This is a genomic window from Rhizobium sp. 01T417, from assembly GCF_056398905.1.
In genome coordinates this window covers 57,412-81,826 of record NZ_JBFTQH010000025.1, presented here as the reverse complement: position 1 = coordinate 81,826, position 24,415 = coordinate 57,412, and the positions used below count along the sequence as shown (strand labels likewise).

The 24,415-nt window shown below is 60.0% G+C and carries 27 protein-coding genes, 3 tRNA genes and 1 pseudogene; 11 read left to right on the top strand and 20 right to left on the bottom strand.

Annotated features, from left to right (window positions below; genetic code table 11):
• Positions 1-157: 157 nt before the first annotated feature.
• A tRNA-OTHER gene (locus tag AC1DPR_RS22155) sits at positions 158-275 on the bottom strand.
• A gap of 139 nt (positions 276-414) precedes the next feature.
• Here AC1DPR_RS22155 and AC1DPR_RS22150 point away from each other — a divergent pair.
• A complete protein-coding gene (locus AC1DPR_RS22150) occupies positions 415-1,176 on the top strand; it encodes a helix-turn-helix domain-containing protein (protein ID WP_477817175.1) in 762 nt (253 codons plus the stop codon).
• A 545-nt stretch (positions 1,177-1,721) separates the two neighbouring features.
• On the opposite strand, the gene AC1DPR_RS22145 is transcribed toward AC1DPR_RS22150, so the two are convergent.
• Positions 1,722-2,450 carry a DUF6118 family protein gene (locus AC1DPR_RS22145; RefSeq protein ID WP_477817174.1) on the bottom strand — a complete coding sequence of 243 codons (729 nt, stop codon included), beginning with the start codon at positions 2,448-2,450 and terminating at the stop codon, positions 1,722-1,724.
• Positions 2,451-2,462: 12 nt separating this feature from the next.
• The gene (gene traA, locus AC1DPR_RS22140) at positions 2,463-6,128 is read right to left on the bottom strand and encodes a Ti-type conjugative transfer relaxase TraA (protein ID WP_477817173.1); all 3,666 of its coding nucleotides are present in this window, start codon (positions 6,126-6,128) and stop codon (positions 2,463-2,465) included.
• 267 nt (positions 6,129-6,395) lie between these two features.
• On the opposite strand from traA, the gene AC1DPR_RS22135 reads away from it, so the two are divergent.
• Positions 6,396-6,656, top strand: a complete 261-nt coding sequence (locus tag AC1DPR_RS22135; protein ID WP_477817172.1) for a mobilization protein — start codon at positions 6,396-6,398, stop codon at positions 6,654-6,656.
• Between the two features lie 310 nt (positions 6,657-6,966).
• Positions 6,967-7,218 carry a WGR domain-containing protein gene (locus AC1DPR_RS22130; protein ID WP_018858542.1) on the top strand — a complete coding sequence of 84 codons (252 nt, stop codon included), beginning with the start codon at positions 6,967-6,969 and terminating at the stop codon, positions 7,216-7,218.
• Between the two features lie 57 nt (positions 7,219-7,275).
• Here AC1DPR_RS22130 and AC1DPR_RS22125 read toward each other — a convergent pair whose 3' ends face one another.
• Entirely contained in the window at positions 7,276-8,187 is a 912-nt protein-coding gene (locus tag AC1DPR_RS22125) for a zincin-like metallopeptidase domain-containing protein (RefSeq protein ID WP_113113395.1), read from the bottom strand.
• 192 nt (positions 8,188-8,379) lie between these two features.
• Positions 8,380-8,607 (bottom strand): annotated as a pseudogene (locus AC1DPR_RS22120) (hypothetical protein); the annotation flags it as partial.
• A gap of 499 nt (positions 8,608-9,106) precedes the next feature.
• Here AC1DPR_RS22120 and AC1DPR_RS22115 point away from each other — a divergent pair.
• Together AC1DPR_RS22115 and AC1DPR_RS22110 are read left to right on the top strand one after the other, a co-directional pair.
• Complete coding sequence (locus AC1DPR_RS22115) at positions 9,107-9,343, top strand: hypothetical protein (protein WP_018858545.1); 237 nt, start codon at positions 9,107-9,109, stop codon at positions 9,341-9,343.
• Positions 9,340-10,431: a tyrosine-type recombinase/integrase gene (locus AC1DPR_RS22110; RefSeq protein ID WP_477817171.1), complete on the top strand. Its 1,092-nt coding sequence runs from the start codon at positions 9,340-9,342 to the stop codon at positions 10,429-10,431. The genes AC1DPR_RS22115 and AC1DPR_RS22110 overlap by 4 nt, the downstream gene beginning before the upstream one ends.
• 69 nt (positions 10,432-10,500) lie before the next feature.
• On the opposite strand, the gene AC1DPR_RS22105 is transcribed toward AC1DPR_RS22110, so the two are convergent.
• The 10 genes from AC1DPR_RS22105 to AC1DPR_RS22060 form a co-directional block, all read right to left on the bottom strand.
• Positions 10,501-10,576: transfer RNA gene (locus AC1DPR_RS22105), tRNA-Phe, on the bottom strand.
• A 184-nt stretch (positions 10,577-10,760) separates the two neighbouring features.
• On the bottom strand, positions 10,761-10,967 hold the full coding sequence (gene yacG / locus AC1DPR_RS22100; protein WP_018858547.1) for a DNA gyrase inhibitor YacG: 207 nt from the start codon (positions 10,965-10,967) through the stop codon (positions 10,761-10,763).
• A gap of 18 nt (positions 10,968-10,985) precedes the next feature.
• Positions 10,986-11,606: a Maf-like protein gene (locus tag AC1DPR_RS22095; RefSeq protein WP_018858548.1), complete on the bottom strand. Its 621-nt coding sequence runs from the start codon at positions 11,604-11,606 to the stop codon at positions 10,986-10,988.
• Positions 11,607-11,662: 56 nt separating this feature from the next.
• Entirely contained in the window at positions 11,663-11,881 is a 219-nt protein-coding gene (infA, locus tag AC1DPR_RS22090) for a translation initiation factor IF-1 (protein ID WP_003545338.1), read from the bottom strand.
• Between the two features lie 118 nt (positions 11,882-11,999).
• Complete coding sequence (locus AC1DPR_RS22085) at positions 12,000-12,476, bottom strand: arsenate-mycothiol transferase ArsC (RefSeq protein WP_018858549.1); 477 nt, start codon at positions 12,474-12,476, stop codon at positions 12,000-12,002.
• A gap of 5 nt (positions 12,477-12,481) precedes the next feature.
• Positions 12,482-12,955, bottom strand: a complete 474-nt coding sequence (locus tag AC1DPR_RS22080; RefSeq protein WP_018858550.1) for a UPF0262 family protein — start codon at positions 12,953-12,955, stop codon at positions 12,482-12,484.
• A gap of 3 nt (positions 12,956-12,958) precedes the next feature.
• A complete protein-coding gene (gene hisD / locus AC1DPR_RS22075) occupies positions 12,959-14,257 on the bottom strand; it encodes a histidinol dehydrogenase (protein WP_477817170.1) in 1,299 nt (432 codons plus the stop codon).
• Between the two features lie 36 nt (positions 14,258-14,293).
• Complete coding sequence (locus tag AC1DPR_RS22070; protein ID WP_018858552.1) at positions 14,294-14,731, bottom strand: DUF2948 family protein; 438 nt, start codon at positions 14,729-14,731, stop codon at positions 14,294-14,296.
• A 115-nt stretch (positions 14,732-14,846) separates the two neighbouring features.
• Positions 14,847-16,139, bottom strand: coding sequence for a UDP-N-acetylglucosamine 1-carboxyvinyltransferase (gene murA / locus AC1DPR_RS22065; protein ID WP_477817169.1), 1,293 nt, complete (start codon positions 16,137-16,139; stop codon positions 14,847-14,849).
• A gap of 103 nt (positions 16,140-16,242) precedes the next feature.
• The gene (locus AC1DPR_RS22060; protein ID WP_018858554.1) at positions 16,243-16,437 is read right to left on the bottom strand and encodes a hypothetical protein; all 195 of its coding nucleotides are present in this window, start codon (positions 16,435-16,437) and stop codon (positions 16,243-16,245) included.
• Positions 16,438-16,589: 152 nt separating this feature from the next.
• Here AC1DPR_RS22060 and AC1DPR_RS22055 point away from each other — a divergent pair.
• The 3 genes from AC1DPR_RS22055 to AC1DPR_RS22045 all read left to right on the top strand — a co-directional run bounded on the left by AC1DPR_RS22055 (position 16,590) and on the right by AC1DPR_RS22045 (position 17,617).
• A tRNA-Thr gene (locus tag AC1DPR_RS22055) sits at positions 16,590-16,664 on the top strand.
• Between the two features lie 161 nt (positions 16,665-16,825).
• Positions 16,826-17,113 (top strand): hypothetical protein, encoded by a 288-nt coding sequence (locus AC1DPR_RS22050; protein ID WP_477817168.1) that lies wholly within the window; start codon positions 16,826-16,828, stop codon positions 17,111-17,113.
• A 279-nt stretch (positions 17,114-17,392) separates the two neighbouring features.
• Positions 17,393-17,617, top strand: coding sequence for a hypothetical protein (locus AC1DPR_RS22045; protein WP_409564087.1), 225 nt, complete (start codon positions 17,393-17,395; stop codon positions 17,615-17,617).
• 69 nt (positions 17,618-17,686) lie between these two features.
• Here AC1DPR_RS22045 and AC1DPR_RS22040 read toward each other — a convergent pair whose 3' ends face one another.
• The gene (locus tag AC1DPR_RS22040; protein WP_018858557.1) at positions 17,687-17,935 is read right to left on the bottom strand and encodes a hypothetical protein; all 249 of its coding nucleotides are present in this window, start codon (positions 17,933-17,935) and stop codon (positions 17,687-17,689) included.
• A gap of 305 nt (positions 17,936-18,240) precedes the next feature.
• Between AC1DPR_RS22040 and AC1DPR_RS22035 the strand changes: the two genes are divergently transcribed.
• A complete protein-coding gene (locus AC1DPR_RS22035) occupies positions 18,241-18,483 on the top strand; it encodes a DUF982 domain-containing protein (RefSeq protein ID WP_018858558.1) in 243 nt (80 codons plus the stop codon).
• 230 nt (positions 18,484-18,713) lie between these two features.
• On the opposite strand, the gene AC1DPR_RS22030 is transcribed toward AC1DPR_RS22035, so the two are convergent.
• The 3 genes from AC1DPR_RS22030 to AC1DPR_RS22020 form a co-directional block, all read right to left on the bottom strand.
• On the bottom strand, positions 18,714-19,862 hold the full coding sequence (locus AC1DPR_RS22030; protein ID WP_477817167.1) for an acyltransferase family protein: 1,149 nt from the start codon (positions 19,860-19,862) through the stop codon (positions 18,714-18,716).
• A gap of 154 nt (positions 19,863-20,016) precedes the next feature.
• Complete coding sequence (locus tag AC1DPR_RS22025) at positions 20,017-20,274, bottom strand: hypothetical protein (protein WP_477817166.1); 258 nt, start codon at positions 20,272-20,274, stop codon at positions 20,017-20,019.
• A gap of 222 nt (positions 20,275-20,496) precedes the next feature.
• Positions 20,497-20,760 carry a BON domain-containing protein gene (locus tag AC1DPR_RS22020; RefSeq protein WP_018858560.1) on the bottom strand — a complete coding sequence of 88 codons (264 nt, stop codon included), beginning with the start codon at positions 20,758-20,760 and terminating at the stop codon, positions 20,497-20,499.
• A 167-nt stretch (positions 20,761-20,927) separates the two neighbouring features.
• Here AC1DPR_RS22020 and AC1DPR_RS22015 point away from each other — a divergent pair, with 167 nt between their 5' ends.
• Both AC1DPR_RS22015 and AC1DPR_RS22010 read left to right on the top strand, forming a co-directional pair.
• Positions 20,928-21,191, top strand: coding sequence for a hypothetical protein (locus AC1DPR_RS22015; protein ID WP_018858561.1), 264 nt, complete (start codon positions 20,928-20,930; stop codon positions 21,189-21,191).
• A gap of 96 nt (positions 21,192-21,287) precedes the next feature.
• Positions 21,288-23,348 (top strand): ATP-dependent helicase, encoded by a 2,061-nt coding sequence (locus tag AC1DPR_RS22010; RefSeq protein ID WP_477817165.1) that lies wholly within the window; start codon positions 21,288-21,290, stop codon positions 23,346-23,348.
• Here AC1DPR_RS22010 and AC1DPR_RS22005 read toward each other — a convergent pair.
• The gene (locus AC1DPR_RS22005) at positions 23,345-24,409 is read right to left on the bottom strand and encodes an enoyl-CoA hydratase/isomerase family protein (RefSeq protein WP_026371968.1); all 1,065 of its coding nucleotides are present in this window, start codon (positions 24,407-24,409) and stop codon (positions 23,345-23,347) included. The two genes, AC1DPR_RS22010 and AC1DPR_RS22005, sit on opposite strands and share 4 nt — an antisense overlap.
• Positions 24,410-24,415: the final 6 nt, after the last annotated feature.

Genomic DNA, 24,415 nt, shown 5'->3' with positions numbered 1-24,415 from the left:
CATATCTCGCTGACAAGCTTTATGGACTACGATCTGGGATACTTCGATGATGAGACATGCAGGCTTGAACCTTTGCCGAACCCTTTCGGTCCAAAAGTGTCACCTATGTCTCAGGAATAAAACGTAACCTATGTGTCCAGAACGGACCGTTAAAAAGTGGTGCCCAGAGCCGGAATCGAACCAGCGACACGCGGATTTTCAATCCGCATTTATTGTCGCGACTTCAATGGCTTACTTTAAAAATGAGGTCAAACCGTCTCCCCCAAATCAACTACTTATGGCAACCCTGTCAAACCCTCCTGCCCAACCTTCTGGGGATTCATTGGTGACAGGTCGGTGCGGTAAGCGACCGAGGAGTAGGTCCGAGCGTCGCCAGTTATGCACCGCGCGCTTGCCATATGTCGGGAGGCGCGGATGAGTGGAGCGCTGCCGTTTCGAGATGTGAAGCTGCAATGGCTTCAGCATTTGAGCTGCGACAAGGACGTGAGCGACAATGCGCGGTCCGTGGCGCTCTACGTCGTCACCACGCATTTAAACGGCCACACCGAAAAGGCGTGGCCGTCCTATCAAACGATTGCCGACGCGACCGGCCGGAGCGTCAAAACCATTCAGCGCGCCGTCCGTGAACTTGAGACTAAAGGATGGTTCGAGGTCCAGCGCGGAAATGGCATCGGGCACAACACGGAATATCGTCCCTCAGCGGCGTCGATTTTACGCGCATCGGAGGCCCGCGAAAAGACGGACAAGATTGTCACCCTTTGCTCTGGCAAAGGCGGTCAGATTGGTCCAGCAAGGCGGTCAGATGTGTCCGGCAAAGGGAGACAGATATGTCCGCCAAACCCAGAGAAAGAAAAAATAAATAAACCTAACCCGCGCGAGGACGCCCCGCCGCGCGTCGAGACGCGGCGAGCCATCCCGCTCGTTTTCGTTGCAGAAACAAAGGCGGTTCAGGTTCAACAATGGCGCATTTGGTTACGTCATCACGGCATCCCATCGCTTGAAGACTTGGGTGTCCGGACGGTGAGAACCGGGAAAGCAGGCTACGCGTTGCCCGGCTATTGGCCGCCGGATGATGCAAGCCCCGACACTCTCAATTGGATAGCCTTCTTCGGCCGCCGTCGAGGCCGCATCGCAAATGAAGACCCTCGAGATAACAACGTTCGGAGGGCGTCATGAATAGCTGGCGACATCAAAGAAGGTCTGCTGGGCCGGGAAGACCACCCTATGCCACTTTATCGCCAGCCATACCGCAAGGGCACGGGCTTTCCCCGGCTCCTAGATGGCGGTCAGCTGTCGATTGCCATACTATTTTGCCTTTTTGGCCAATACGTTGCCTTTGGGTCAGTCTCATTGACCTATATCCTGTGGCACGACCGGACCGGCTTTGACGGACCGCCTGCTGATCGGCGTTCAGTTGCAATCCAAACTCGACACGGTAGCCTTTCGAATGAACCTCCGTCCGATGCCCTTTCTGTGCGAATGCAAGAGGTCACGCCCGAATATGAGCTGATGGCCCGTACCAGCAACGACGCCTACAGCATTCGGAAACGGGACCAAATTCTAAGGGCACGTTTTAAAGAGTTTATCGCATAACCTTCTAACCACCTGGATAGGCAACAACGGCGGATATGATCTGGAGCCTACGCGGCGGTGGCGGCCTTCAAGTAGACTGGTTCAGGCGCGGAGCTTAGACGCGCCGAACGGAAACTTGTTCGCGTGCTCTATTTCTCCGGCACGGCCACCGTGATCGTGCAACGCTGATCTTTCTTTGCCTTGGCAGCCATCTCCGTACACGCGGTTAGCACTTCCCGGTTGGCGCTCACAAGGTTGCTCGCATCGACAATGCTGCGCCATCCTCTGGCGTTCGCCGACTGCGTTAAAGAGATGCCGGCGTGCCAACGATCAGCGTTCATCACTGTCGACGCAACGGCCATATCGACCGATCCGGGAAGCGCGCGCGGCAGGAACAGCGTCAACAGCATGCCGGCGACCAGGCCGGCGACACCCGCACTACATACCCACCAATTTTGATCCCGGCGCAGGCGGGCATTCCTGACGTAGCCCCCAAGCGCGCTCGACACGCGCTCGAGGCTCTGTCCTCGCGCTTCGATCATCCGCGCCGCATTGCCCGAAACCCGCTCCGCGGCGTTCTCGAGCGCACGCGCATAGTGATCGGGATCATTCCTTAGCGCCGGCGTCTTTTCGACCGCTTCTAGATGCTGCCCGACAACGGCGAGCTGCTGGACGATGCGACCAAGATCAGGACCGTAATCGATCGGCTGCTGGAATTTCTCGAAGGCAGCCTCCACACCCTTTCGAATCGTCGTCATTTCGCGCGTGAGATCGCCAAGGAGATCTTCGACCGTCCGCCGTAGCGTATCGAACGCCTGGGCCGGATCGCCGGCTTCGTCTTGTTCATCGGGCTTGGCGCCCTCCAGTCGATCGGCCATGCCGTCTCCTTCCTATCGTTCCAGCCCGAGGCCCCGGCTGCGGCTCTGGGACAGCTGCCGTTCCATCTCACGGGCAATGGTCTGATCCTGCCGCATATGGCGAATTCCAAGGTCCTGGCTTCGATTGCGCAGGACGGATTCTACCTGCGCGTCGCGCTCAAGGCCCTTCACCATGCCGCGCATCTCGCCCTCGACCTTCTGGCGGGCCTCATCATGCTGCCAACCTTGAAGTTGCCGGCGCTCGCCCTGCAGTTCGTGCCAGCGCTGCACGAACCGTTCGGCCCGGACGCTCGGATCGGCCAATGCCAATCGCTCCCGATCCATACCGCCGACAAGCTCACCGACACGCGCGCGGCCGGAAAGCTCCGTTATCGCCTCAACCGTCTTCGGATCATGTTGTAGGGCGGACCGGATCAGTTCGTGCGATCCAGGCCGCGCCCGGTCGAGCTGCTGGCCCGCGATGCGCAGTTCCTGCTTCTGGGTTTCAAGGACGGGCAAGTTCTCGCGTATCTGCTTGTCGGCCGCGCTAAAGGCCTGCGCATAATGGTCAACGGCCTGTTCGAAGGCCGACAAGGGCCGCGCCCGGTCCGCCAGCCGATGCGCCGCCGAAGCTTCCTGATCGCGACCAGAAGAGCGCAAGCCCTCTTCCCTTTCCGGCCGCTGCGTTTTCGAGGCTGTCCCGCGCTCTAAAGCTGCTCCTCGGCCTACACTGAGCTTGAGGCCGGCGAATATGCTGCGCTTCTGAGTTGGGGCTTTCTGCAGACCTTCCCTGGCCACGTCATGATTCTTGTGATCGCGCACCAGATTTCGTGCAGATTCTTCTCGTTTAATATCCGTGCCAACTTTGTATGCGGATCCGCGCAGAAACCTGTGATCCTCGGCCTTCGACTCCCACTCCGGACGTAGCTCGGCACACTCGCCCCGAATTTCGATCTCACTCCGGGCCCCCAATTGCTCCGCGATCCCTCGCCGCTCGGCAAAGTCGCGCGTGTAGTCAAGGGTCGTTTCCTTCACCCCCGACCGGCTGAGGCGGTGTTCCAGTTGGGCGTAGGTCAGCTCATCGGCGCTATGAATCTTCCACGCGTTCCGCTCAACGAGCATACCATGCGGAAGCCGCACCGTATCCGATCCGCGATGTTCAAGGCCGATGTTCGTGCCGAGTTCAGCTTGAGCTTCGGCCATCGCCCGCTCAAGGTCCACGCCCCAAACCGTGTGTTTCTGGCCTTTGTCGTTTTCCACTGTCCCGAAATAGCTGGCCCGGTTCTTGGCATCGTGTTGATACGGAGCGTGGCCGTGCTCGACCAGCCGGCCGGCGTTGCGAGCGCCAAACTCTTGCCTGTCGGCATAGAGCCGTACACTGTCGCGATGGCGGGTCATGGCGACATAGGTCAGGTGCCGGTCCATCGACCCCGACGCCATTACATAGGCACGGTCCACAGTCGCACCCTGGTTCTTGTGAATCGTCGTTGCATAGCCATGGTCGAATGCTCGGTATTCGTCCGTCGCCACGCCGATTCTGTCGCCAGTCCCGTCGAGTGTTGCCACGATCTGGCCGGCTTCAACACTGTCGACTGTGCCAAGCATCCCGTTCTTGACACCAAGATCACGGCTGTTCTCAAGAAACACTATGCGGTCACCCGGCGCGAACGATCGTTTGCCGTCATTGGTCTGGAACGTCAGCTCGCGTCCGAAGGGCCCATGCCCTTCGTCAGGCACGTTGCCCTGTTCGCCCTGGGTCAGCCCGCAGCTGTTTGCCAACTCGCCACGCTCCCTCAGAGCAGATCTGATCGCGTCATTGATAGCCCGAACATCGGCCCGCCGATGCGCCATCGCCACACGCGTTCCCGCCGGTCGCGCTTCGCGATCGGCCAGGTAATCGCTCACCATTTCGGCTCGTGCCTCGTCCCGCGTCTCACTCAGCCGAATGTCGCCATGGTCGCGGTAGGCGGAAAGCCCCTCGGTCGTCCGGTGCGTCGCAAAGGCCACCGACGCCTCCCGCTGCCAATCGACACGCTGACGACGGATTTCGGAGAGTTCGGCGTGACCGATCTGCTCGGCAATGGCCCGGAACGGTGCACCGGCTCCGATCGCCTGCAGCTGCTCATGATCGCCAACAAGTACGATCTTCGCCCCGCGCTCGTCCACCGCCTTGATGAAGCGAGCAAGCTGCCGGCTCCCGATCATCCCCGCCTCGTCGATCACAAAGACGTCGCTACGGCCGGGTTGGTCGCAGCTGACGTTGCCGTCACCCTGTGACTGCCAGCGATATTCCCACGACGCCAGCGTCCGGCTCTGGATGCCGGATGCTTCCTCCAGGCCCTCGGCCGCCTTCCCCGACAGTGCCGCGCCGTGGACGGTGTAGCCCTGGGCCTCCCACGCCTCGCGCGCGGCCGCAAGCATGGTGGACTTGCCAACTCCGGCGAAACCGACGACCGCCGCAATCCGCCCTGCCCCGGTGATATGCTCGATCGCCGCCCGCTGCTCGTGGGACAGCCGCGCCGCCGCAATCTGCCGTTCCCGCTCCAATCCGTCCTGCTCGCCGCGCTTCACCTTTCCGGCAGTGTCTTTGGAGACGCTTGCACGTATCGCCGCATCCTGCTTCTCTATCGACCGATCGACGTGACGACGATCGACGCCATGGCTCCGTGCATTCTTCATGACCTCCGCGCGATCGGCCACGGCGCTTTCAATCTCGACCATTTCACGGGTCGAATACCGCGCCAGCTCAGTCTCGCCGGTGGCTGCATCGATCCGCTCAGGCTGCAATACCACCAGCGAGGGCGAGGCCATGACCTTGGCAAAAGCGCTCTGGAACTCCCGAATATCGTCGTTGACGTAGCGATGCAGCGTCCGGGCGATATCGCGCCGGTCGAACACGCTCTTCTCATTGCTGATGAGCGAAAGCACCTGCTCCGGCTTTTCCCGGATGAGCTCGGCGTTACGCCCGGCAGGCTCCTCATCCAGCCGCCGCCGATTGACCGGCTTGCCCTGCCGCTCCATCTGCGTTGCATGCACGCCCATGTGTTCAGTCGGCTCGATCTCAAGCCCGCGTTCTAAATGGCTATGATGATCAATCCTGACGTCCAGACCGGCTCGCGCCAGATGCTCGTTCGCCGTCTGCTCGAAAGATTGGCGGATATCGCGTAGCTGCATTTGCGAGGTTGGCAGCCCCTTCGGTAAAAGTTCCTTGTTGGCCCGCTCGATATGCGTCTTGCTTTCAAGCCCCTCTGACCCAACCAGTCGCGTAGTCATCAGTACATGCGCATGGTAGTTGCGGACGTCACCATCAACATGCGGCTGATGCACCGCGAAATCCACTGCGGTGCCATAGCGATTGGCGAGCCCTTGCGCGAACTCTCGCGCCAGATCGACACGCTGGGTCGAAGACAGCTCATGCGGAAGTGCAATCTCAAATTCGCGGGCAACACGCGCGTCTTTGCGTGTCTCGGCGAACTCCGCCGCGTTCCACAATACCGAACGGTCCCTCGCCCATGCGGCAGCCACACCCTCCGGAATGACGATCTCCGTGTGCTCAACACCCTGCTTGGCGCGGAAATCATGAACGAGCCCGTCACGCTGATTTTCAATCCTTGTCGCGGATCGGTAGGCGGCAGCAGCCACGGCGCTGCGACCACCGCTGCGTGCCACAGGTTTCATGCTCAAATGATAGATCGCCATTCGATCTATTGCCCATCCAGATCCGGCATCTGCGCCGTGGGTTGTGAAGCAACCCGTAAGTGCGCCCTTGTACCCTCATCGCCTTGGTCTCTTCGGGTCCCGGTGGGACCATGCGGCAACGTCCGCGTTCTATTTTTAGGCTTTCGACCGCGTGCTGCTACCCGCACATATGCGAGTTGCCGGAGCACACCCCCTAAGCCAGCTTCGTTGCCGTGCAACCTGCGAGGGCCAGTTGGCCCAAACGCTCGGGTGAAAGCGCAAGCGGAGATGATCATCGTGACAGGCACGACAATTAGCGAACGACTTGCCCAGCTCGAGGCTAGAAAGAAGACGTTACTGTTGCGCCTCAGCAAAGAGGAGCGGGCGATCGATACACGCCGAAAGGTCCTGATCGGAGCACTGGTGCTGCATCGATTGGAGAATGGCGACCGCGCATCATCTTCGCGACCCCTTCTCGAATGGGTCCAACGCGCGTTACCGAAGTTCCTCAGTCGCGAGGGCGACCGGGAATTGTCGACGATCTTCTGAAGCCACACGGTGAAGACCAATCGCTGAAGGATGGCGGCACGGCGTTATGATCTATGCCCGTCAAATCAAAAACGCCGCCGCCAATATGATGCGCAGTGGCCGGGCGACCGTGGTCTTCCATTCGGCAGCCCGTGCTCTTGATTCCGAAAAGTCCGACCTTTCCATCTCCTGACGCCCGACGAAGTTCGCTTCCCTGCCCGGTCGAAAGAAGCGGTAACAGCGACGGCCATAACCAACATGAATCGGTCAGGACCGACCGATTCAGAAAAGTCGTTGGACGCCTCTGACAGGACTTTGCGATCCTTCCGTCATGATCGCACAGCCCTACCACCTCCATATTGAGATCACCGACTTCAAGAGAAACATGGCTCGATTCTATCAGTTGTCGATCGAGCCGACCCTCTTTGGTGATGTGTCGCTTACCCGCAGTTGGGGGCGCATCGGAAGACGCGGCCAGCAGAGGGTGCACCTCTTCAACAGCGAGAAAGAAGCCGTCGCTCTCCTTCTGACTCTTCTTGCCCAAAAGCGTTCTCGTGGCTATCGACCCAACGTTAGAGCCTGAGGCTGACCCGGTGCCGGCCTTTTGCGGCGAGTGGTTCCATTGAGAGGAGAAGACGGCTCACGCCGCCTCCCCTTCAGGCTGGAGATAGTGCAGGTAGCTGACGGCGCGCTGCGCCTGACTGGCGGCGGTAAAGATCGCCTGCGGTTCGCTTGAGAGCACTTTGAGCCAGGAGGCGAGATAGCTCGCATGGTCGGGCCGTGGTTCGAGTTCCGGAACAACGCCGAGATCGGCGCAGAGGAAGCAACTGCCGAGCTCGGCGATCAGTTCCTCGCGGGCACGTTCGCTGTTGTCCTTGGCATAACGGCTGAGGTCACGAGCGAGACGATGCGGGGCTGCCGTCCAGTGGGTCAGCTCATGACTTAAGATGGCGACGTAGGATTGTGCGTCCCGGAAGGCTTCGAAGGCCGGCATCTGGATATGATCGCGGGCCGGCGCATAGTAGGCTGACGAGCCGCCGTGCCGGATCAGGGCGCCGGTATTGGCAAAGAAGCGGTCGGCATGGCCGATGCGGGCAATCGGATCTGGAGCCGGCACAACTGGTCGGAAGCGCTCGCCCAGTCCGTCGATCTGGTCGGTGTTGAAGACGGTGTAGGCTTTCAGAAACGGGATGCTGTGCGCAACCGCCTCGCCGGTCTCGCTGGTTTCGGCCCGCAGGAAGGAGCTGGCAAAGACGACGGTCGTGCCGGTCTCGCCCTTACGCACCGCCGCCCCGAATTCGCGGGCCTGACGAAATGTCATCCAGGTGGCCGAGGTAAAGCCACGGGCAATCGCTTCCGACCAGAGGATGAGGACGTTGATTCCGGAATAGGGCTCGCCATTGTGGCGCAGCGGCCGGGTGATCCGGTCGCTCGCACAAGCCGTGCTCCAGGGCTGCATCCAGGGTCTGACACCCTGTTCGAGTTCGGCGATGATCTTGTCGGTGATGCTTCTGTAGAGATCGGATCGTTGCTTTGTCGGCTGCCTCGTCATGTTTAAACCTCCGTTCGAGGTCGCGACCATCGCGACCTGCTACGGCGGTCCGAATGCCGGGCCTTCAGCGCTGGCACGCACCCGATAGGGCCGCAACGGAGTGGAGGACGGCAACGCTGTTGCGGGCCAGCGCGAGCCCGGCAGGACCAAAAGCCGGCGCAGGACGCGAGGCGCGGGCGGCAGAAGGGATGTTCAACAGCAGGCAGGCCAACCAAGGATCGGCGAACGGGCGATATCGACGATGTCGTCGCGCGAGGCGGTCGGATCTTCTCGGTTCCAGGCAACCCCCAGCCCGATCCGGAAGTCGATGCCTCTGACCTTCTTCAGCTCGAAGGCGCGGTTCGGAAATTCACGCGTCCATTCCGGGACAAAGCCGATGCCAAGCCCGGCCGAGACGAGCGACACCAAGGACCAGGTGTCGCTCCGCAAGAATGTTCATTGGCACGGACCAAACAAGTTGATGCATTTCTGCGCGCGTCAACGTTGTTTTCAATTCGGCGGTATTGCCGGCATCTTCGTCGCGCATGCTTCGCCCATTCGTTCTCGTGCAGCCCCAATCAAGGATTCACATCGAATTCGACCCCAACTTCGACTCGCAGACTTGTCAGTTTACTCGGCTCCGAAATCAATCTTCTTTGAAACCTATGAAAACGCTTGAAGAGCCGCGGCGCAAATTGCCTCGGATCCGCAGCACGGTCAAATTGAGAAAGGTGCAATCGTGCCAGCCAAATTCAGAATGAAATTAAATACAGGCATCTGATGGTCGGGCTCTAGTCGGCGAAGCGTTGCTGGCCTCGGAATGGGAAAAGGCACGCACGAGCGGTGGGCAGTCCAACCTCCGGCCGGTTCGATCGCGCGGTTCTCAAGGCCTCCAGAACACATTTCCCAGTTTTCCCGTGTCAGTGGTAGGAGCAGGACAATGGCGAATGCTATGTTGAATATTCGCGTCGTTCAGCCGCGAATGATGTCCATAAAACAGGCAGCGGACTATGTCGGCTTACCTTTGAGGCGTTTCCCGAGGATTTGCTCCGTCAAGCCGGTCGCTATGCCCGAAAGCGAAGAGCGTTACGACATCCACGACCTTGATCGGTGGCTCGACCTGATCAAAGCCGGAAACGCGGATACAGACGCAGAAATCCTGGAGCGCCTCGGATGAGGAAGCCTCGGGTTCGACGCCCGAACAAATACGCGGGTTGGCAGATTTTCAGGGACCACGACGGCGACTGGCGCTGTTATCACCGCAAGACACGGGAGAAGATCGACTGCCGAAGGTTCGAGCCATACACCTTGGCGTTCGACATGGAGATTCACCGCATCAACGAACTGCGGAATGAAAAGGAGGCCAAACCCGGTACACTGGGAATGCTGATTAAGAAATACCGCGAAAGCGTCAGGTTCCGCGCCGAGCTGGCTCCTCGAACGCGCGCCGACTATCAGAAATGTTTCGACTATCTTCAGGCGATTAACGACACGCCACTGGACCGGTTCAGGCCTCCATTTATAGCAAAGATCCGGGACAAGGCCTTGGAGAAACGCAAGTTTCGCTTTGCTAATTACGTACGCTCCGTCCTTTCAGTGATCTTCGACTGGGGAATTGAGTATGGCTTCACAAAGGACAATCCTGCGGCCAAGGTAAAGCCCGCCCGACGCCCCAAGGCCCTTCCCGACGCTAACCGACCATGGACCGACGCTGAGCGTGAAACCGTTCTCGCAGCGCTGCCACCTCACATGCTGCTGCCGGTCGCCCTCATGATGTTTTATGCGCTCGATCCGCAGGACGCGCTGGAACTGCCGAGGATGGCCATTACGCAAGCCGGGCTCGATACACGCCGCAACAAGACTGGCCAGCCAATCTACCTGCCTCTCTTCGAGCCTGTCGCTGAGGCGATTGCGCGTGCACCGAAGCATGATGCCTTGACGCTGTGTGCCAATAGCAGAGGCCAACCCTGGACCTACAATGGGTTCAGCACGAACTGGAGCAGACTTAAAGGAAAGCTTGAGGCGGAAGGTTTGATCCAGCCCGGGCTAACGTTGAAGGGTCTTCGGCACACAGTTGCAACCATTCTCGCGGAGATGGGCAAGGACCATGGAACAATCGCCCTGGTGCTCGGCCACGCCACGGAAGCAATGGCGAAGCACTATTCCCGGCGTGCCAACATGACGACGCGCACGACATCCGCCGTCGCCGATTTTGAGGCCGAACTGAACAAACGAAAAACGAAAGTTGTCAAATCCGGAGTCTGAAAGTGTCAAACTCAAATAAGCAAAAGGTGAGAAAACATGAAAAACACTAGGTGTAACAATGGCTTAAAATGGTGCCCAGAGCCGGAATCGAACCAGCGACACGCGGATTTTCAATCCGCTGCTCTACCAACTGAGCTATCTGGGCTAACCCGCTTCGCAGACATTCTTTCCTGGGAAAGAACCGAGGGGCCTTGGTTCGCCCCGGAAGCGAGCGGGGTTATAGCATCTTGTCCGGACATGGCAAGCGCCAAATGACAGTTTTTTGAGAAGCCTTGGAATTTTCCAAATTCATCAACGAATTTAATGGCTTCGCCCGTGGAAAAACGGACCTATTCCTCATCATTGTAATCCGCCTTCGCCTCGTCGTCGGCAACGGGGATGGCGTATGAGCCGGAGAGCCAGCGCGAAAGATCGAGGTCGCGGCAGCGGTTCGAGCAAAACGGGTAGTGTTCGCGGTTGGACGGCTTGCCGCATTCCGGGCAGGGCCGCGTCTTGCGCAGCGGCTCGACCTTGGCGGTCTTGTTTTCGTCAGACATCAGCGGTTCCTTCGAGGATCAGCCCTCGGCCCACCGGCTATGCACGTCAAAGCCTTCGCCGGTCAGCAAAAGGATGGTTTCATAAAGCGGCAACCCAACAACGTTGGTGTAGGAGCCGACCATCTTCTGCACAAATGTTCCGGCCAGGCCCTGGATACCGTAGGCGCCAGCCTTGCCGCGCCACTGCCCCGATGCAAGGTAGTTCTCGATCTCGAAACCGGAAAGGCGCTTGAAGCGAACCTTCGTCTCGACAATCTTCTGGCGGATCTTGCGGTCGGGCGTCACCAGGCAGACGCCGGTATAGACCCAGTGGCTGCGCCCGGACAAGAGATACAATGAGGCTGACGCCTCATCCGCGAACTCGGCCTTGCCAAGAATGCGGCGTCCGACAGCGACGACGGTATCGGCTGACAGGATGTAACTGCCCTTCCACGTCATGTCGCCCTTGATGGCGGCAAGTGCTGCCTCGGCCTTTTCCGTCGACAGGCGCCGGGCGAGTGAGCGCGGGTGCTCAGACTTTTTCGGCGTCTCGTCGATATCCATCGGCATGAGACGCGAAGGCTCGATCCCTGCCTGATTGAGCAGATCAACGCGGCGGGGCGAGCCGGAAGCCAGAATGAGCTTGTATTTCAGCGCCATGGAACCTCGACCACCGGAAGACGGAGAAAGCGGCCTTTCAAGCCTTGTATGCAGGCCTACTTGAAGCGGTAGGTGATGCGGCCCTTGGTCAGGTCGTAGGGCGTCATTTCAACGAGAACCTTGTCGCCGGCCAGAACGCGGATGCGGTTCTTGCGCATGCGGCCAGCAGTGTGAGCGATGATCTCGTGTTCGTTTTCGAGCTTTACGCGGAACGTTGCGTTCGGCAGAAGCTCGGTCACAATACCCGGAAATTCGAGGACTTCTTCTTTAGGCATATAGAGGTTTTCTTCCTGTGGGTTGAGATGACGGCGGCGGCCGCCCAAAATTTTGGGCGGAAACTACACAATCAACGAGGGTTTGTGAACCTAATTGATCGCGTTTCCGTCATTTGTTTCACGCCGAGTGCGCGGCAATGATGTTTCTTCTAACCAGCCGGCTCTCGATCAGTTCGGTCAGATGATCGCGGACTTGCCGGTAGCTGTTCAGAATCTGCTCTCGCGTGCCCTGAACAACGGTCGGATCGATGGTCGGCCAATAGACGACTTCGATGGCTTTCGACCGGGTCAGTTCTAGCGCTGCATGGTGCGCTTGCGGCGAGAGCGAGATGATCAGGTCGAAGTAATCATCTTCCAGTTCTTCCAGCGTATGCGGATGATGCCGACCAAGAGAAAGGCCGATCTCCTCAAGCGCAACATCGACGAAGGGGTCCCGCTCCCCCGAACGGACGCCGGCGGATCTGATATAGACGTTCGCAGGCAGCATGCTGCGGGCGATCACCTCGGCCATGGGGGAGCGAATGCAGTTCATGCCGCACATGAACAGGATGGCGCCCGGCCTTTTTCCTTCGCCTGCGTCGACTGGCGCTTCCATCGGCCTCAACCGCGCCAGTAGAGCACGCAAACCAGCGTGAACAGCCGGCGTGCGGTATCGAAATCGATCTCGATCTTGCCGTTCAGGCGGTCCCTCAGCGTCTGCGAGCCCTCATTGTGAATGCCGCGCCGCCCCATGTCGATCGCCTCGATGCGGCTCGGCGAGGCTGAGCGGATTGCCTCGTAGTAGCTTTCACAGATCAGGAAATAATCCTTCACGATGCGGCGAAACGGGGTCAAGGACAGGATGTGGGTGGCGACGGCGCCTCCGTCCTCCGTCGTGATCGCGAAAACCAGCTTGGAGTCGACCAGCGAGATATTCAGCCGGTACGGCCCACCGGAATGCCCCACGGGCGTAAAGCTGTTTTCCTCGACAAGATCGAAGATGGCGACCGCGCGCTCGTGTTCGACGTCGGGCGTCGCTCTGCCGATGCTGTCGTCAAGGACGACGTCGCAAAGCCGAAAGTCGCCCGTTGCCATCTGTCACCCTTCCAGGTTCAGGCGGATCGCTACCGACCGTGCGTGTGCGTCCAGTCCTTCGGAAACGGCCAGTGCGATGGCGGCGGGACCGAGCGTGCGAAGTTGCTCGGGGCCGAGGCGCAGGATCGAGGTGCGCTTGACGAAATCGAGCACTGAGAGACCGGAGGAGAACCGGGCCGAGCGGGCCGTCGGCAGAACGTGGTTCGAGCCGCCGACATAGTCACCGATCACTTCAGGCGTATGGGCGCCCATGAAGATCGCGCCGGCATTGCGGATGCGAGGCAGCAGCGCGTCCGGATCGGCAACGGCGAGCTCCAGGTGTTCGGGCGCGATCCGGTTTGACAGCGGAATCGCGTCCTTGAGCGACTTCACGAGAATGATCGCTCCAAAGTCGCGCCAGCTTGCGGCAGCGGTTTCGGCCCGATTGAGCAGTTTCAACTGCCGCTCGACCGCTGCTTCCACGGACCGTGCGAACTCGGCATCCTCAGTCGCGAGGATCGCCTGCGCGCTCGCATCGTGCTCGGCTTGCGCCAGAAGATCGGCCGCCACCCAGTCCGGATTGTTATCCTTGTCGGCGATGACAAGCACTTCCGAGGGACCGGCGATCATGTCGATGCCGACGGTGCCGAAAACCTGGCGCTTGGCGGCTGCCACATAGGCGTTGCCCGGGCCGGTGATCTTGGCGACCGGCGCAATGGTTTCGGTGCCGTAGGCAAGGGCAGCGACGGCCTGCGCACCGCCGAGCCGGTAGATCTCGGTGACGCCCGCGAGTTTGGCGGCTGCAAGCACGGCCGGATTGACCACGCCGCCGGTTGCGGGAACGACAATGACGATGCGGTCGACGCCGGCAACTTTGGCCGGCACGGCATTCATCAGCACCGAACTCGGATAGCTAGCCGTGCCGCCAGGCACATAAAGGCCGACCGCCTCGATCGCCGTCCAGCGAGACCCGAGGCCGACGCCCATGTCGTCCTCATAGATATCGTCCTTCGGCAACTGGCGGCGATGATGCGATTCGATCCGCACGGCCGCGACCTTCAGCGCGCCAAGCACTTCGGCCGGCACAGCTTCGACCGCTGCATCGATCTCGGCTTCCGTCACACGCATGGGCGTTACGGCAAAATCGATCCCGTCGAACTTCTTCGAATATTCGGCAAGCGCCGCGTCGCCGCGCGCCCTGACGTCATCGATGATGGCGCGGACTGCCGTATTCACATCCTCGGAGACTTCGCGCTTGGTCGTCAGGAAGGTGGCAAACCGTTGCTCGAAGCCTTCCGATGCCTGATCCAGCCAGATTGCCAATGCGATATTCCTCTTTGATTACAGAACAACCAGTTCTCAGGCGCCGGGATGGCGCGGCTTGGATGCGGTTTCCCACGCTCCGCCGATATCCGCAAGCTGAACCTCGATGCATTCGACATCGAGCGCAACACTTGCCGTGCCTGACAGCGCCAGCTCGACCGTTCCCTCCGGCCCCTCGCCCTTCTGCTCGAAGCGGATAGCAAGCAGCGACAGTACCGCGTCGCGGTTCTCGCGATCGATGCCGGTGGAGCGAACCGCAAGTACACGCTTGAAGACGACAGCTGCGCGGCGGCGTTCGAACCCCCTGCGCTTCTTGCCGGCTTCTTCCCACACGAAGCGGTTGACGGCGACCGAGAACTGACCTTCGCGCGGCGACCAGGCCAGATCGGCGACCTTGAAGACGCTATCCTGCAAATGCGCGGAGACGACGGCAAGATCTTCGCTATCGAGCGCTACCAGCTTCAGGTCGGTCATTCAGGCAATACCCCATCGCCAATACATCGCCGGAATGGCGATGCGTCAGACAACGGACATAAGGCGCGACAGGACAATGCGCAACCATATCGAAGGGCTAAGAAGCGCCCTTTCGTTATTCGCTCACACGCTCGACGATGGCGCCGCAGCGGGTGAGCTTTTCTTCCAGGCGCTCAAAGCCGCGATCGAGGTGATAGACACGGGACACCATCGTCTCGCCTTCGGCGGCAAGGCCGGCGATGACGAGCGAGACGGAGGCGCGCAGGTCGGTCGCCATGACGGGCGCACCCTTCAGCCGCGGAACGCCTTCGATCTTCGCCGTCTGGCCAGACAGCGAGATCTTCGCGCCCAGGCGCGCTAGTTCCTGCACATGCATGAAGCGGTTTTCGAAAATCGTCTCGGTGACATGCGAGATGCCGGTCGAACGCGTCATTAGCGCCATGAATTGCGCCTGCAGGTCGGTGGGGAAGCCCGGGAAGGGATCGGTGACGATATCCACCGGCTTGATGCCGACGCCATTGCGGCGGATGCGCATTCCGTTGCTGGTCGGCGAGATTTGGGCACCGGCGCGGCGGAGCGTTTCAAGGGCCGTGTCGAGAAGCGCGATATCCGTGTGCTCAAGAGTGACATCGCCGCCGGCCATGGCGACGGCCATGGCATAAGTGCCGGTCTCGATGCGATCGGGCAGGACGCGATGGCGCGCGCCGGAAAGCGACGAGACGCCCTCGATCGTAATCGTGCTGGTGCCGGCGCCGGAGATCTTGGCGCCCATGGCAATGAGGCAGTTGGCGAGGTCGACGACCTCCGGTTCGCGGGCGGCGTTGCCAATGACGGTCGTGCCGCGGGCAAGCGTTGCGGCCATCATCATGACGTGAGTCGCACCGACGGATACCTTCGGGAAGGTGTAGCGGGCGCCGATCAGACCGCCCTTCGGCGCCGTCGCATTGATATAGCCGCCGTCGATCTCGAGGTTCGCGCCGAGCGCGGTCAGGCCGTCGAGGAACAGGTCGACCGGACGCGTGCCGATGGCGCAGCCGCCCGGCAGCGAGACGCGGCACTGGCCTTCGCGCGCCAGCAGCGGGCCGATGACCCAGAAGGAGGCGCGCATCTTGGACACCAGCTCATAGGGAGCGGTGGTATCGACAATGGTGCGGCAGGTGAAGTGGATGGTGCGCGAGTACGCGTCTTCCTGACGCTCGCGACGGCCGTTGACGGCAACATCGACGCCGTGATTGCCGAGGATGCGCATCAGCAGCTCGACATCGGCCAGATGCGGTACGTTCTCAAGCGTCAGTGTATCGCTGGTAAGCAGCGAGGCGATCATCAGCGGCAGGGCGGCATTCTTGGCGCCGGAAATCGGAATGATGCCGTTAAGCTCATTACCGCCGACAATTCTAATACGATCCATGTGCGCTTACGGGCGATGCCCGCCTTTCTGAAAGGCTGTCTATAAAAAGATGCGGGTGTTTAGACGAAATTAGCGGGGGCTTCAATTCGCCGTGAACCGAACATTATGATTCGTCCATTTTTGCGGCAGGCAGGCCATCCGTCTCATCCGCCTGCCCCGATCGACGCGCACGGGTCTGCTGTTTGCGGCGGGACAAATTTTCTCGGAGCTTTTCGGCGGCCCGCTCGCGACGCAGTTTTGCCTGGCGTTCGATCTCGGTCTTGCGGCTCTTCTGGCCTTTTTTGGTGTTTTCGGTCATCGCCCAGACTTAGCCGAATTCGCGCCAATCCAAAAGTGGGCCGGCCTCAATCTCTACAAAGATGGAAATTGCGGCTTGCGCTTATCATGAAGCTGTGGCAATAGGCCCCCCGTTCACGCAATGCAGCCGGTTCGGTTGCGCGTCTGGTCCTTGCTGCCGTAGCTCAGTGGTAGAGCACACCCTTGGTAAGGGTGAGGTCGGTGGTTCAATCCCACTCGGCAGCACCAGTTTTCTCTAGGAAAATCAGATAGAAGAGCGTGGACGTCAGCGACCGAGAGGCGCGCGAAACGACGTGAAAGTGTGGAACAGACCACGAATTGCACAGAAAATCCGTGCGGCATGTTCCCGTCACGTTCTCACGAGACAGAAGACAAATAGGTTTCCTAACATGATCGAGCTTACGCCATCGCAGATTGCCGCACTGAAACTCGCTCGGGACGGAGACCTGTATCTTCAGCCATCGAACAAATGGACGCACCAGAATGCGACGGTAACCTACGCAAAGACGGACCGCTGGAAGGAACGGCCTCTGAAAGTGAAGTCCGTAACAGCCAAAGTTCTGGATGAGCTAAAGGCGCCTGGCTTGCTGGAGCGGCGGCATCTCGACGATAACGCTTCGAAAGACGTCTACGGGATAACAATGGCCGGGAAGGTATGGCTACTGAAGAACAAGTAGGCTTAAGTGCATCTTAACGGTGGTGTCCAGAGCCGGCACACGGAAACTCAACAAAAACAAGACGGGTAGCGTGTGACTGGACACTCATTATTGCCGCGCCTCGGCAACCTGTGAATCTCGGCTGCGAAAGAACGCCTCTCCCGCCAGCGGAGCTACGCAATGCCCTGAGATTTCAATTGAATCGCTCTGCGTGCGCTGTTTAACTGTCAGCAACCAGGAGGCGTTCATGAAAAATGTGGTCCTAGGGGCTGCGCTTTTGCTGTCTCCTTTGCCGGCGCGGTGACGCAGATCAATGCCCGTGAGCATACCTGCTCTGAGATCACGCAAATCATTCGCCAGGAGAAAAAGCTTTTCGTGCGCGTCGGCATCGGAGGCCGGAGCTTCCGTTATCCGCCGGCCAAATGTGGCCCCGGCGACCAACGGGACACAACCAACCTGCCAGATGCCACCGGAAAACAGTGCGTTCTCGACTATGCCTGCGTCTATGATCCGCAATCGCTTTAGAATTTCCGATAGGACTCGCGGGAAAGCACTGCCGAGTCATCGGCTCGAAGAGAATGCCCTGGTCCGGCCTCAGGCGTCGAAGTGCCAATCCTTCGTCGGACGGCACAGCGTATAGTCGGACTCATCGAGGTCCTGGATCATCTGCCTCAGCGTCCGGACGGTTTCCTCAAAGGCCGCTAGCTTTGCATCGGTCACGTCTACGTTCGAGCCCGTGGCAGCATCCCGTTCGAGCCATCGCTGGTTGCCGCGCCGCATGGATATGACCATAGAAACATACTTCTGGCATTCAGCATTCAGAACGTTCTTGAGGTCCTGCATCACCGATCTCCAACGCTAACAGAGGGCGACTGACGTTGAGCTTTCCATGGTTGCACAAAGCGTTGTTTTCAGCCAGTTAAAAGTGCGCTTAGCCGATCTGCCGGCTAAAAAAGAGACAACCTCCCACGGCACTCAAAAGATCTGCGGTCTGGGGGACGGTGCCGGTGGATACCGAGATCAACCAGCACCCGGTTTTCCTGTTTGCGGGCTCCGAAAATATCGCTAAAATACACTCAGTACGGGCCTTCTGGGGGAACGCGAAGGCTGACTTGCACATTTTGGCGTAAGCAACGGAGAATGCGCCTATGGCCAGCGAGAAGTGGAATAATCCTATTCATGTGGGGTTTGAAAATACGGGCGCACGCACGATCGTCGGCCCTATGGACGCGCTGAAATGCCTGGCAGACCTGTGGCCGAGCAGTCGCGGGTTGCATTATCTGAAGGCAAGAAGCACTTGCAGAGCCGCCCTTGATGGTCGAAAGACGATCGAGGAGGCACGCGCGGAATTCGTAGCGGCCGCGGAAGAAGCCAAGCTGAAGGTCAACTGATCGGGCCTTGATCCGCCAATCGCCGGCAGATCGTCGACAACCTGTCCCGGAACAGGGCAATGGTTTATTTTTGTTTAACCCTCGGCAGCGCTTGCTGTTGGGAGCGCGATTAACCTCATTGCCATCAAGGCACGTCCCTCAATAGAAAGTGTGCAGCCATCATGATGATGGTCAGAGGCTCGTCACCCTCAGCGAAAGCAGACGAGCCTCGATTGCGATAAGCCGATGCGTCAGGCCGGCTTCAGGCGCCGTCTCCGGATTATTTCCAGCACCTTGCGCCCAAGCGTCTGGCCCGGCCCCTCGATGCGGGTGAAGCCGAGATATGCCAGCGCATAGGCCAATGGCAGCAGGGCGGCGACCAAGATCGCAAAGCGCGCCGGCGCGGAAATCTCAGCCCCGAAATGCGTTATGACGAATGCTGCGAGCGGCTGGAGCAAAAGCAGGTGAATCAGATAGACGCCGAACGAGAGCTCGCCGAGCCAATGGCAGAAGTGATTTCCCATCAGCGATGAGACGCGATCGCCGAGCTTTCCGACCAGACCTGGCAACAAATGATAATGCACCAGCACGAAGAAGCCGACGACCAGAAGCAGGCGGACGGCGACCTTCGTCGAGGTCATGTCGCCGCCGATCGGAATCATGACCAGCATGACGGCAAGCAGGCCATTCATGACGGTTTGCCGCGGCGTCACGAACAATCCGTTGGCGATCAGCATGCCGCACAGGAAGACATGCATCTTCAGCGGCAGGAAAGACGGCATCGGAAAATCGATGTGGGCGGCCTGCACGGCCTTGGCGACTACGAAACCGCCAAGCGCAATCAGGGCGGCGCCGGGCAGCCATCTGGCTTTCCTCAAGAGCAGCATCGCCAGCGGAAAGACCGCATAGAACTGCATCTCCAAACCAAGACTCCAATCGGGCAGTGGTGTGCGGAACGCATAGGCCGGATGCAGTCCGAAGAGGAAGCTCGCGTGGATGAGAAGGTTGCGCAGGCTACCGTCCAGATAGCGCTCCGGCAATTGCGGACCGTGGGATAGGAAGGTGTCAATGACCATGCGGCTCGCATAGAGCTGCGGCCCCAGCAACAGGGCGATGCACAGCATCACGTAGTAGAGTGGCGCAATTCGGAAAAAGCGCTTCAGCCAGAAGCCGAACCAGGTGGATGGCTTCTCCCAGGGGTTGGCGCTCTCGCGTAACCGATAGTGAAAGACCATCAGAAAGCCGGACAGCATAATGAAGAGGTCGACGCCCAAATCCGGCGACGACAGGATCGGAAGGTGCCAACCCGTCAGTTGCAGGCTGTGACCTAGGAGGACCCAGAGTGCGGCCAGTCCGCGCAGCCCGTCGAGGCATCCGATCCGCTTGCTCTCAATGATCATAGGGTATCCTTCTGGTTGAGGCTCAGCTTCGCGGAAGCTAACGCAATGTGCTGCAACGCACAACTCACAACCAGAAAAGTTGATCGGTCTCCGGCCTGGGGAGCGCGATCTTCCTACCCTATTTCATCGGATTCCGAGACGGACGAGCAAACGATCAGCAGCGACCGTCGCTCTGCACCTCGAGGTACCCGACGCCGATAATGGTGCCGTCAAAAGACCGGATGAAGGATGGCACATATTGCGTCGTCGGCGCGGTGCAGGACACCGAACCGGTATATTCGTTCATCGCCATCTCGTCCTGCGGCAGGGCGGAATAGTCGCTCGTAATCTCGAGTGAAGCCGAAGCTGGCGTGATGAAAGTCCCTAATGCCAGCGCAAAAGCCGGCGCTCCCAGTCGAAGAAGTCTTCGCATGCCCTTCTCCCGTGTTTTGATTACAAGCATTAACTAATGAAACACGCTTTTAGTTCCAGTGTCGCCGCTACTACTTTCGCACAGTTAATTCTTCGTATTTTCGGTCGAGCTAAATTGTATTATTTTATATGAAGATAGGCGGATATTTCCGGGTGCGCAGCAACATGCCGTATGCGTGCGTCAAATCTGATGAACTTACAGTATTACATGTGAGTAGGCTGGCTAACGCCGCAGCATCCGGCTGCGGACATAACCCTTCCCGACCACGTCTTCGGCAATCTCGACCGCCCGCTCGACATGGCCTTTCTGCCGGACGAATCCTTCCAGGACGACATAGAGCCCCAGGATCGAGACGACGATTTCGCTACTATCGACGTCATAGGCGGCACTGAGAGCGCTTTCGACCGAGGCGCGTGTTGACGCGAGGCTGTGGCCCTGCCCGCAAGCACCACCGTGACCTTCCGTCGTCTGAAATCGAAGCACCATCATCGCCTCCAAATGGCAAAGTCTGTTACAGGGTAACGCCGGAGGGGAGTTTTAGTTGCGCCGCACCAATCTATACTCGAAAGAATCTCGCGGAGCCCAGCCCACGCTACTTGGCGCCCTGATCTGAGGCGCCATATATACCATAGGTTTAGTTAAGGGTTACCGCGATGAAGGTTCTGCTTCCGACGTTTCTATCGCTCGTCATACTATCGGGCTGCACGACGGACAGCTCCACCGAGGTTCAGCCCATTCCGGGGAGCATCACCTATGGCGGGCAACCGCGCACGAAACTGACCAAATCGCCGCCCGGCAGTGTCATCTACAATTCCTTCTACGACTCCCGCGGCCAGAGGGTTAAGGAAACCTATATCCTCCAGCCGGATCGCACGCTGAAACTGACGAGGCGCGTCATCGTGCCCGATTTCCCCTGATGCGCTCACGCTTGACAGCCGCAGCGTTCGAGAACATTCAAGGAACGTCGAATATTTCCGCGGTGCGATTCTCCGCCGAAGCAACCGGACGGCTGAATGTATCTTGAAAAGCTCAATCCCCAGCAGCGCGCGGCCGTCGAATACGGCACGCTCACTGACGGCACCCACGTTGCCGGTCCCTTGCTCGTCATCGCCGGTGCCGGCTCGGGCAAGACGAACACGCTCGCGCATCGCGTTGCGCACCTGATCGTCAAGGGCGCCGATCCTCGCCGGATCCTGCTGATGACATTTTCCCGCCGCGCGGCCGCCGAGATGGCGCGTCGTGTCGAGCGTATCTGTGTCCAGGTGCTCGGCGGCAAATCCGGCATCATGGCGGACGCGCTTGCCTGGAGCGGAACCTTTCACGGCATCGGGGCACGGCTGTTGCGCGATTACGCGGAACAGATCGGCATCGACCCCGCCTTTACGATCCATGACCGGGAAGACAGCGCCGATCTGATGAATCTCATCCGGCACGAGCTCGGCTTCTCGAAAATGGAGAGCCGATTTCCGACAAAGGGCACCTGCCTTGCGATCTATTCGCGCGCGGTCAATTCGGAAAGCGAACTCGGCCTCGTTCTGCGCGACGCGTTCCCCTGGTGCTCGGCCTGGGAAAACCAGTTGCGAGACCTCTTCGGCGCCTATGTCGAGGCCAAGCAGAGCCAGAACATTCTCGATTATGACGATCTGCTCCTCTACTGGGCGCAGATGGTCAGCGAACCGATCATCGCCGACGATATCGGCAGCCGCTTCGACCACGTGCTTGTCGACGAATACCAGGATACGAACCGGCTGCAGGCCTCGATCCTGCTCGCTTTGAAGCCTGGCGGACAAGGCTTGACCGTCGTCGGCGACGATGCGCAGTCGATCTATTCGTTTCGCGCGGCCACCGTGCGCAACATTCTCGACTTTCCCGCCGCGTTCAGCCCCTCGGCAAACATCATCACGCTCGATCGCAACTACCGTTCGACGCAGACGATCCTCGCGGCGGCGAACGCCGTCATCGACCTCGCCTCGGAGCGCTTCACCAAGAACCTCTGGACCGAGCGTCAATCGGCCCAACGTCCAAGGCTCGTCACCGTGCGCGACGAAGCCTACCAGGCGCGATACGTGGCGGACAAGGTGCTGGAGAACCGCGAAGAAGGCGTGAAGCTCAAGCAGCAGTCGGTGCTTTTCCGCGCCTCGCATCATAGCGGAGCGCTGGAGGTCGAGCTGACCCGGCGCAACATTCCGTTCGTGAAGTTCGGCGGGCTGAAGTTCCTCGACAGCGCGCACGTGAAGGACATGCTCGCGGCTCTCCGCTTTGCTCAGAACCCGCGCGACCGCGTCGCCGGCTTCCGGTTGATGCAGCTGCTCCCGGGTGTCGGGCCGTCGACGGCGCAGCGCGTCATCGACCAGATGGCCGCGGATGCCAGCCCGATGCAGGCCCTTGCCGACCTGCCGGCCCCTCCCCGCTCGGGCGAGGATTGGACGGCCTTCGTTGCGATGCTGCAGGAGGTGAAGACCGGCAAGGCCGGCTGGCCGGCAGAAATCGGCCTCGTCCGCGAATGGTATTCGCCGCATCTCGAGCGCCTGCACGAGGACGCATCGACGCGCCAAGCCGACCTTCTGCAACTCGAGCAGATCGCCAGCGGCTATCCTTCCCGTGAGCGTTTCCTGACAGAGTTGACGCTCGACCCGCCGGATGCGACCAGCGACCAGGCCGGTGTGCCGCTGCTCGACGAGGATTATCTGATCCTCTCCACGATCCATTCCGCCAAGGGGCAGGAATGGACGCGGGTGTTCATGCTGAACGTCGTCGACGGCTGCATCCCGTCCGACCTCGCCGTCGGCACCAGCGCCGAGATCGAGGAGGAACGGCGACTGCTCTACGTCGCGATGACCCGCGCCAAGGACAATCTCGACCTCGTCGTGCCGCAACGCTTCTTCACGCACGGCCAGAACGCGCAGGGCGACCGGCACGTCTATGCGTCGCGCACGCGCTTCATTCCGGCAACCTTGCTGCAGTTCTTCGAGGTGGTCGGCTGGCCGCAATCCAGAGCCGATGGCGGCGCGTCGCATCAGGCGCGACAGGTGCGCGTCGATGTCGGAGCACGCATGCGCGGGATGTGGCGCTAGAGCGCCAGCGGCGGCTCCGCGGGCTTGAAGAAGGCGTCGATGGCCGCCTGGTCGACCGCCTCTGGTGTCGCCGGCATCCACTGCGGATTGCGATCCTTGTCGATAATGGCGGCGCGGATGCCCTCGTAGAAATCCGGGCTTTTCAATATCTGCTGGCAGGCGCCGAGTTCGCGGTTCAGGCATTCGGCAAGGTTCCTGCTTTGCCGGCCCTGGCGCAGCAGACGAAGCGCAAGTTTCAGGCTGGTCGGGGAGCGGGTCCGGATGATCCGCAGCGTTTCGGCGGCAAAATCGCCGGGCTCCTTCCCAAGCGCATCGATGACTTCCTCGACGGTGCCGAAATGAAAGCAACGTTCGATCAGGTCGCGGTTGCTTTTGACGGCGCTCGTCCCCGGATCGCTGGAGAGATTCTTCAACACCACCTCGACGTCACGGGGCGTCGCGTTTCGCGGCAGTTCCGCCAGCGTATCGACGATGTCAGGCAGCCGGAAGGAAGCGATGTGGTGATCGGCCAGTCCGGCATAGACGATGTCGGCCGCGTCGACGGTCAGTCCCGTCAGCCCCATCCAGGTGCCGGCCTCGCCGGGCGCGCGCGGCAGCAGCCAGGTCGCCCCGACATCCGGAAAATAGCCGATCCCCGTTTCCGGCATGGCAAGCTTGGTTCGCTCCGTTACGACGCGGTGGCGGCCGTGCGATGACAGGCCTACGCCGCCGCCCATGGTGATGCCGTCCATCAGCGCCACATAGGGCTTTGGGTAGGTCGCGATCCGGTGATTCAGGCGGAATTCTTCGCGCCAGAAGGTCGTGGCTAGGTCGGTGCCGGCGCGGCCGCTCTCGTGCAGCGCGCGAATGTCGCCGCCGGCGCAGAAGCCGCGCTCCCCCTCGCCCGAAACGATCACCATGGCGATGCTGGCGTCTGCCGCGAAGTCGCCCATTGCGGCGGCAAAGGCGCGGACCATATCGAGTGTCAGGCTGTTCAGCGCACGCGGTCGATTGAGGCGGATGATGCCGGCCGAGCCGCGCCGTTCGACAATCACCTCACTCTGGTGAACCTCGTCTCGCATGCTGAC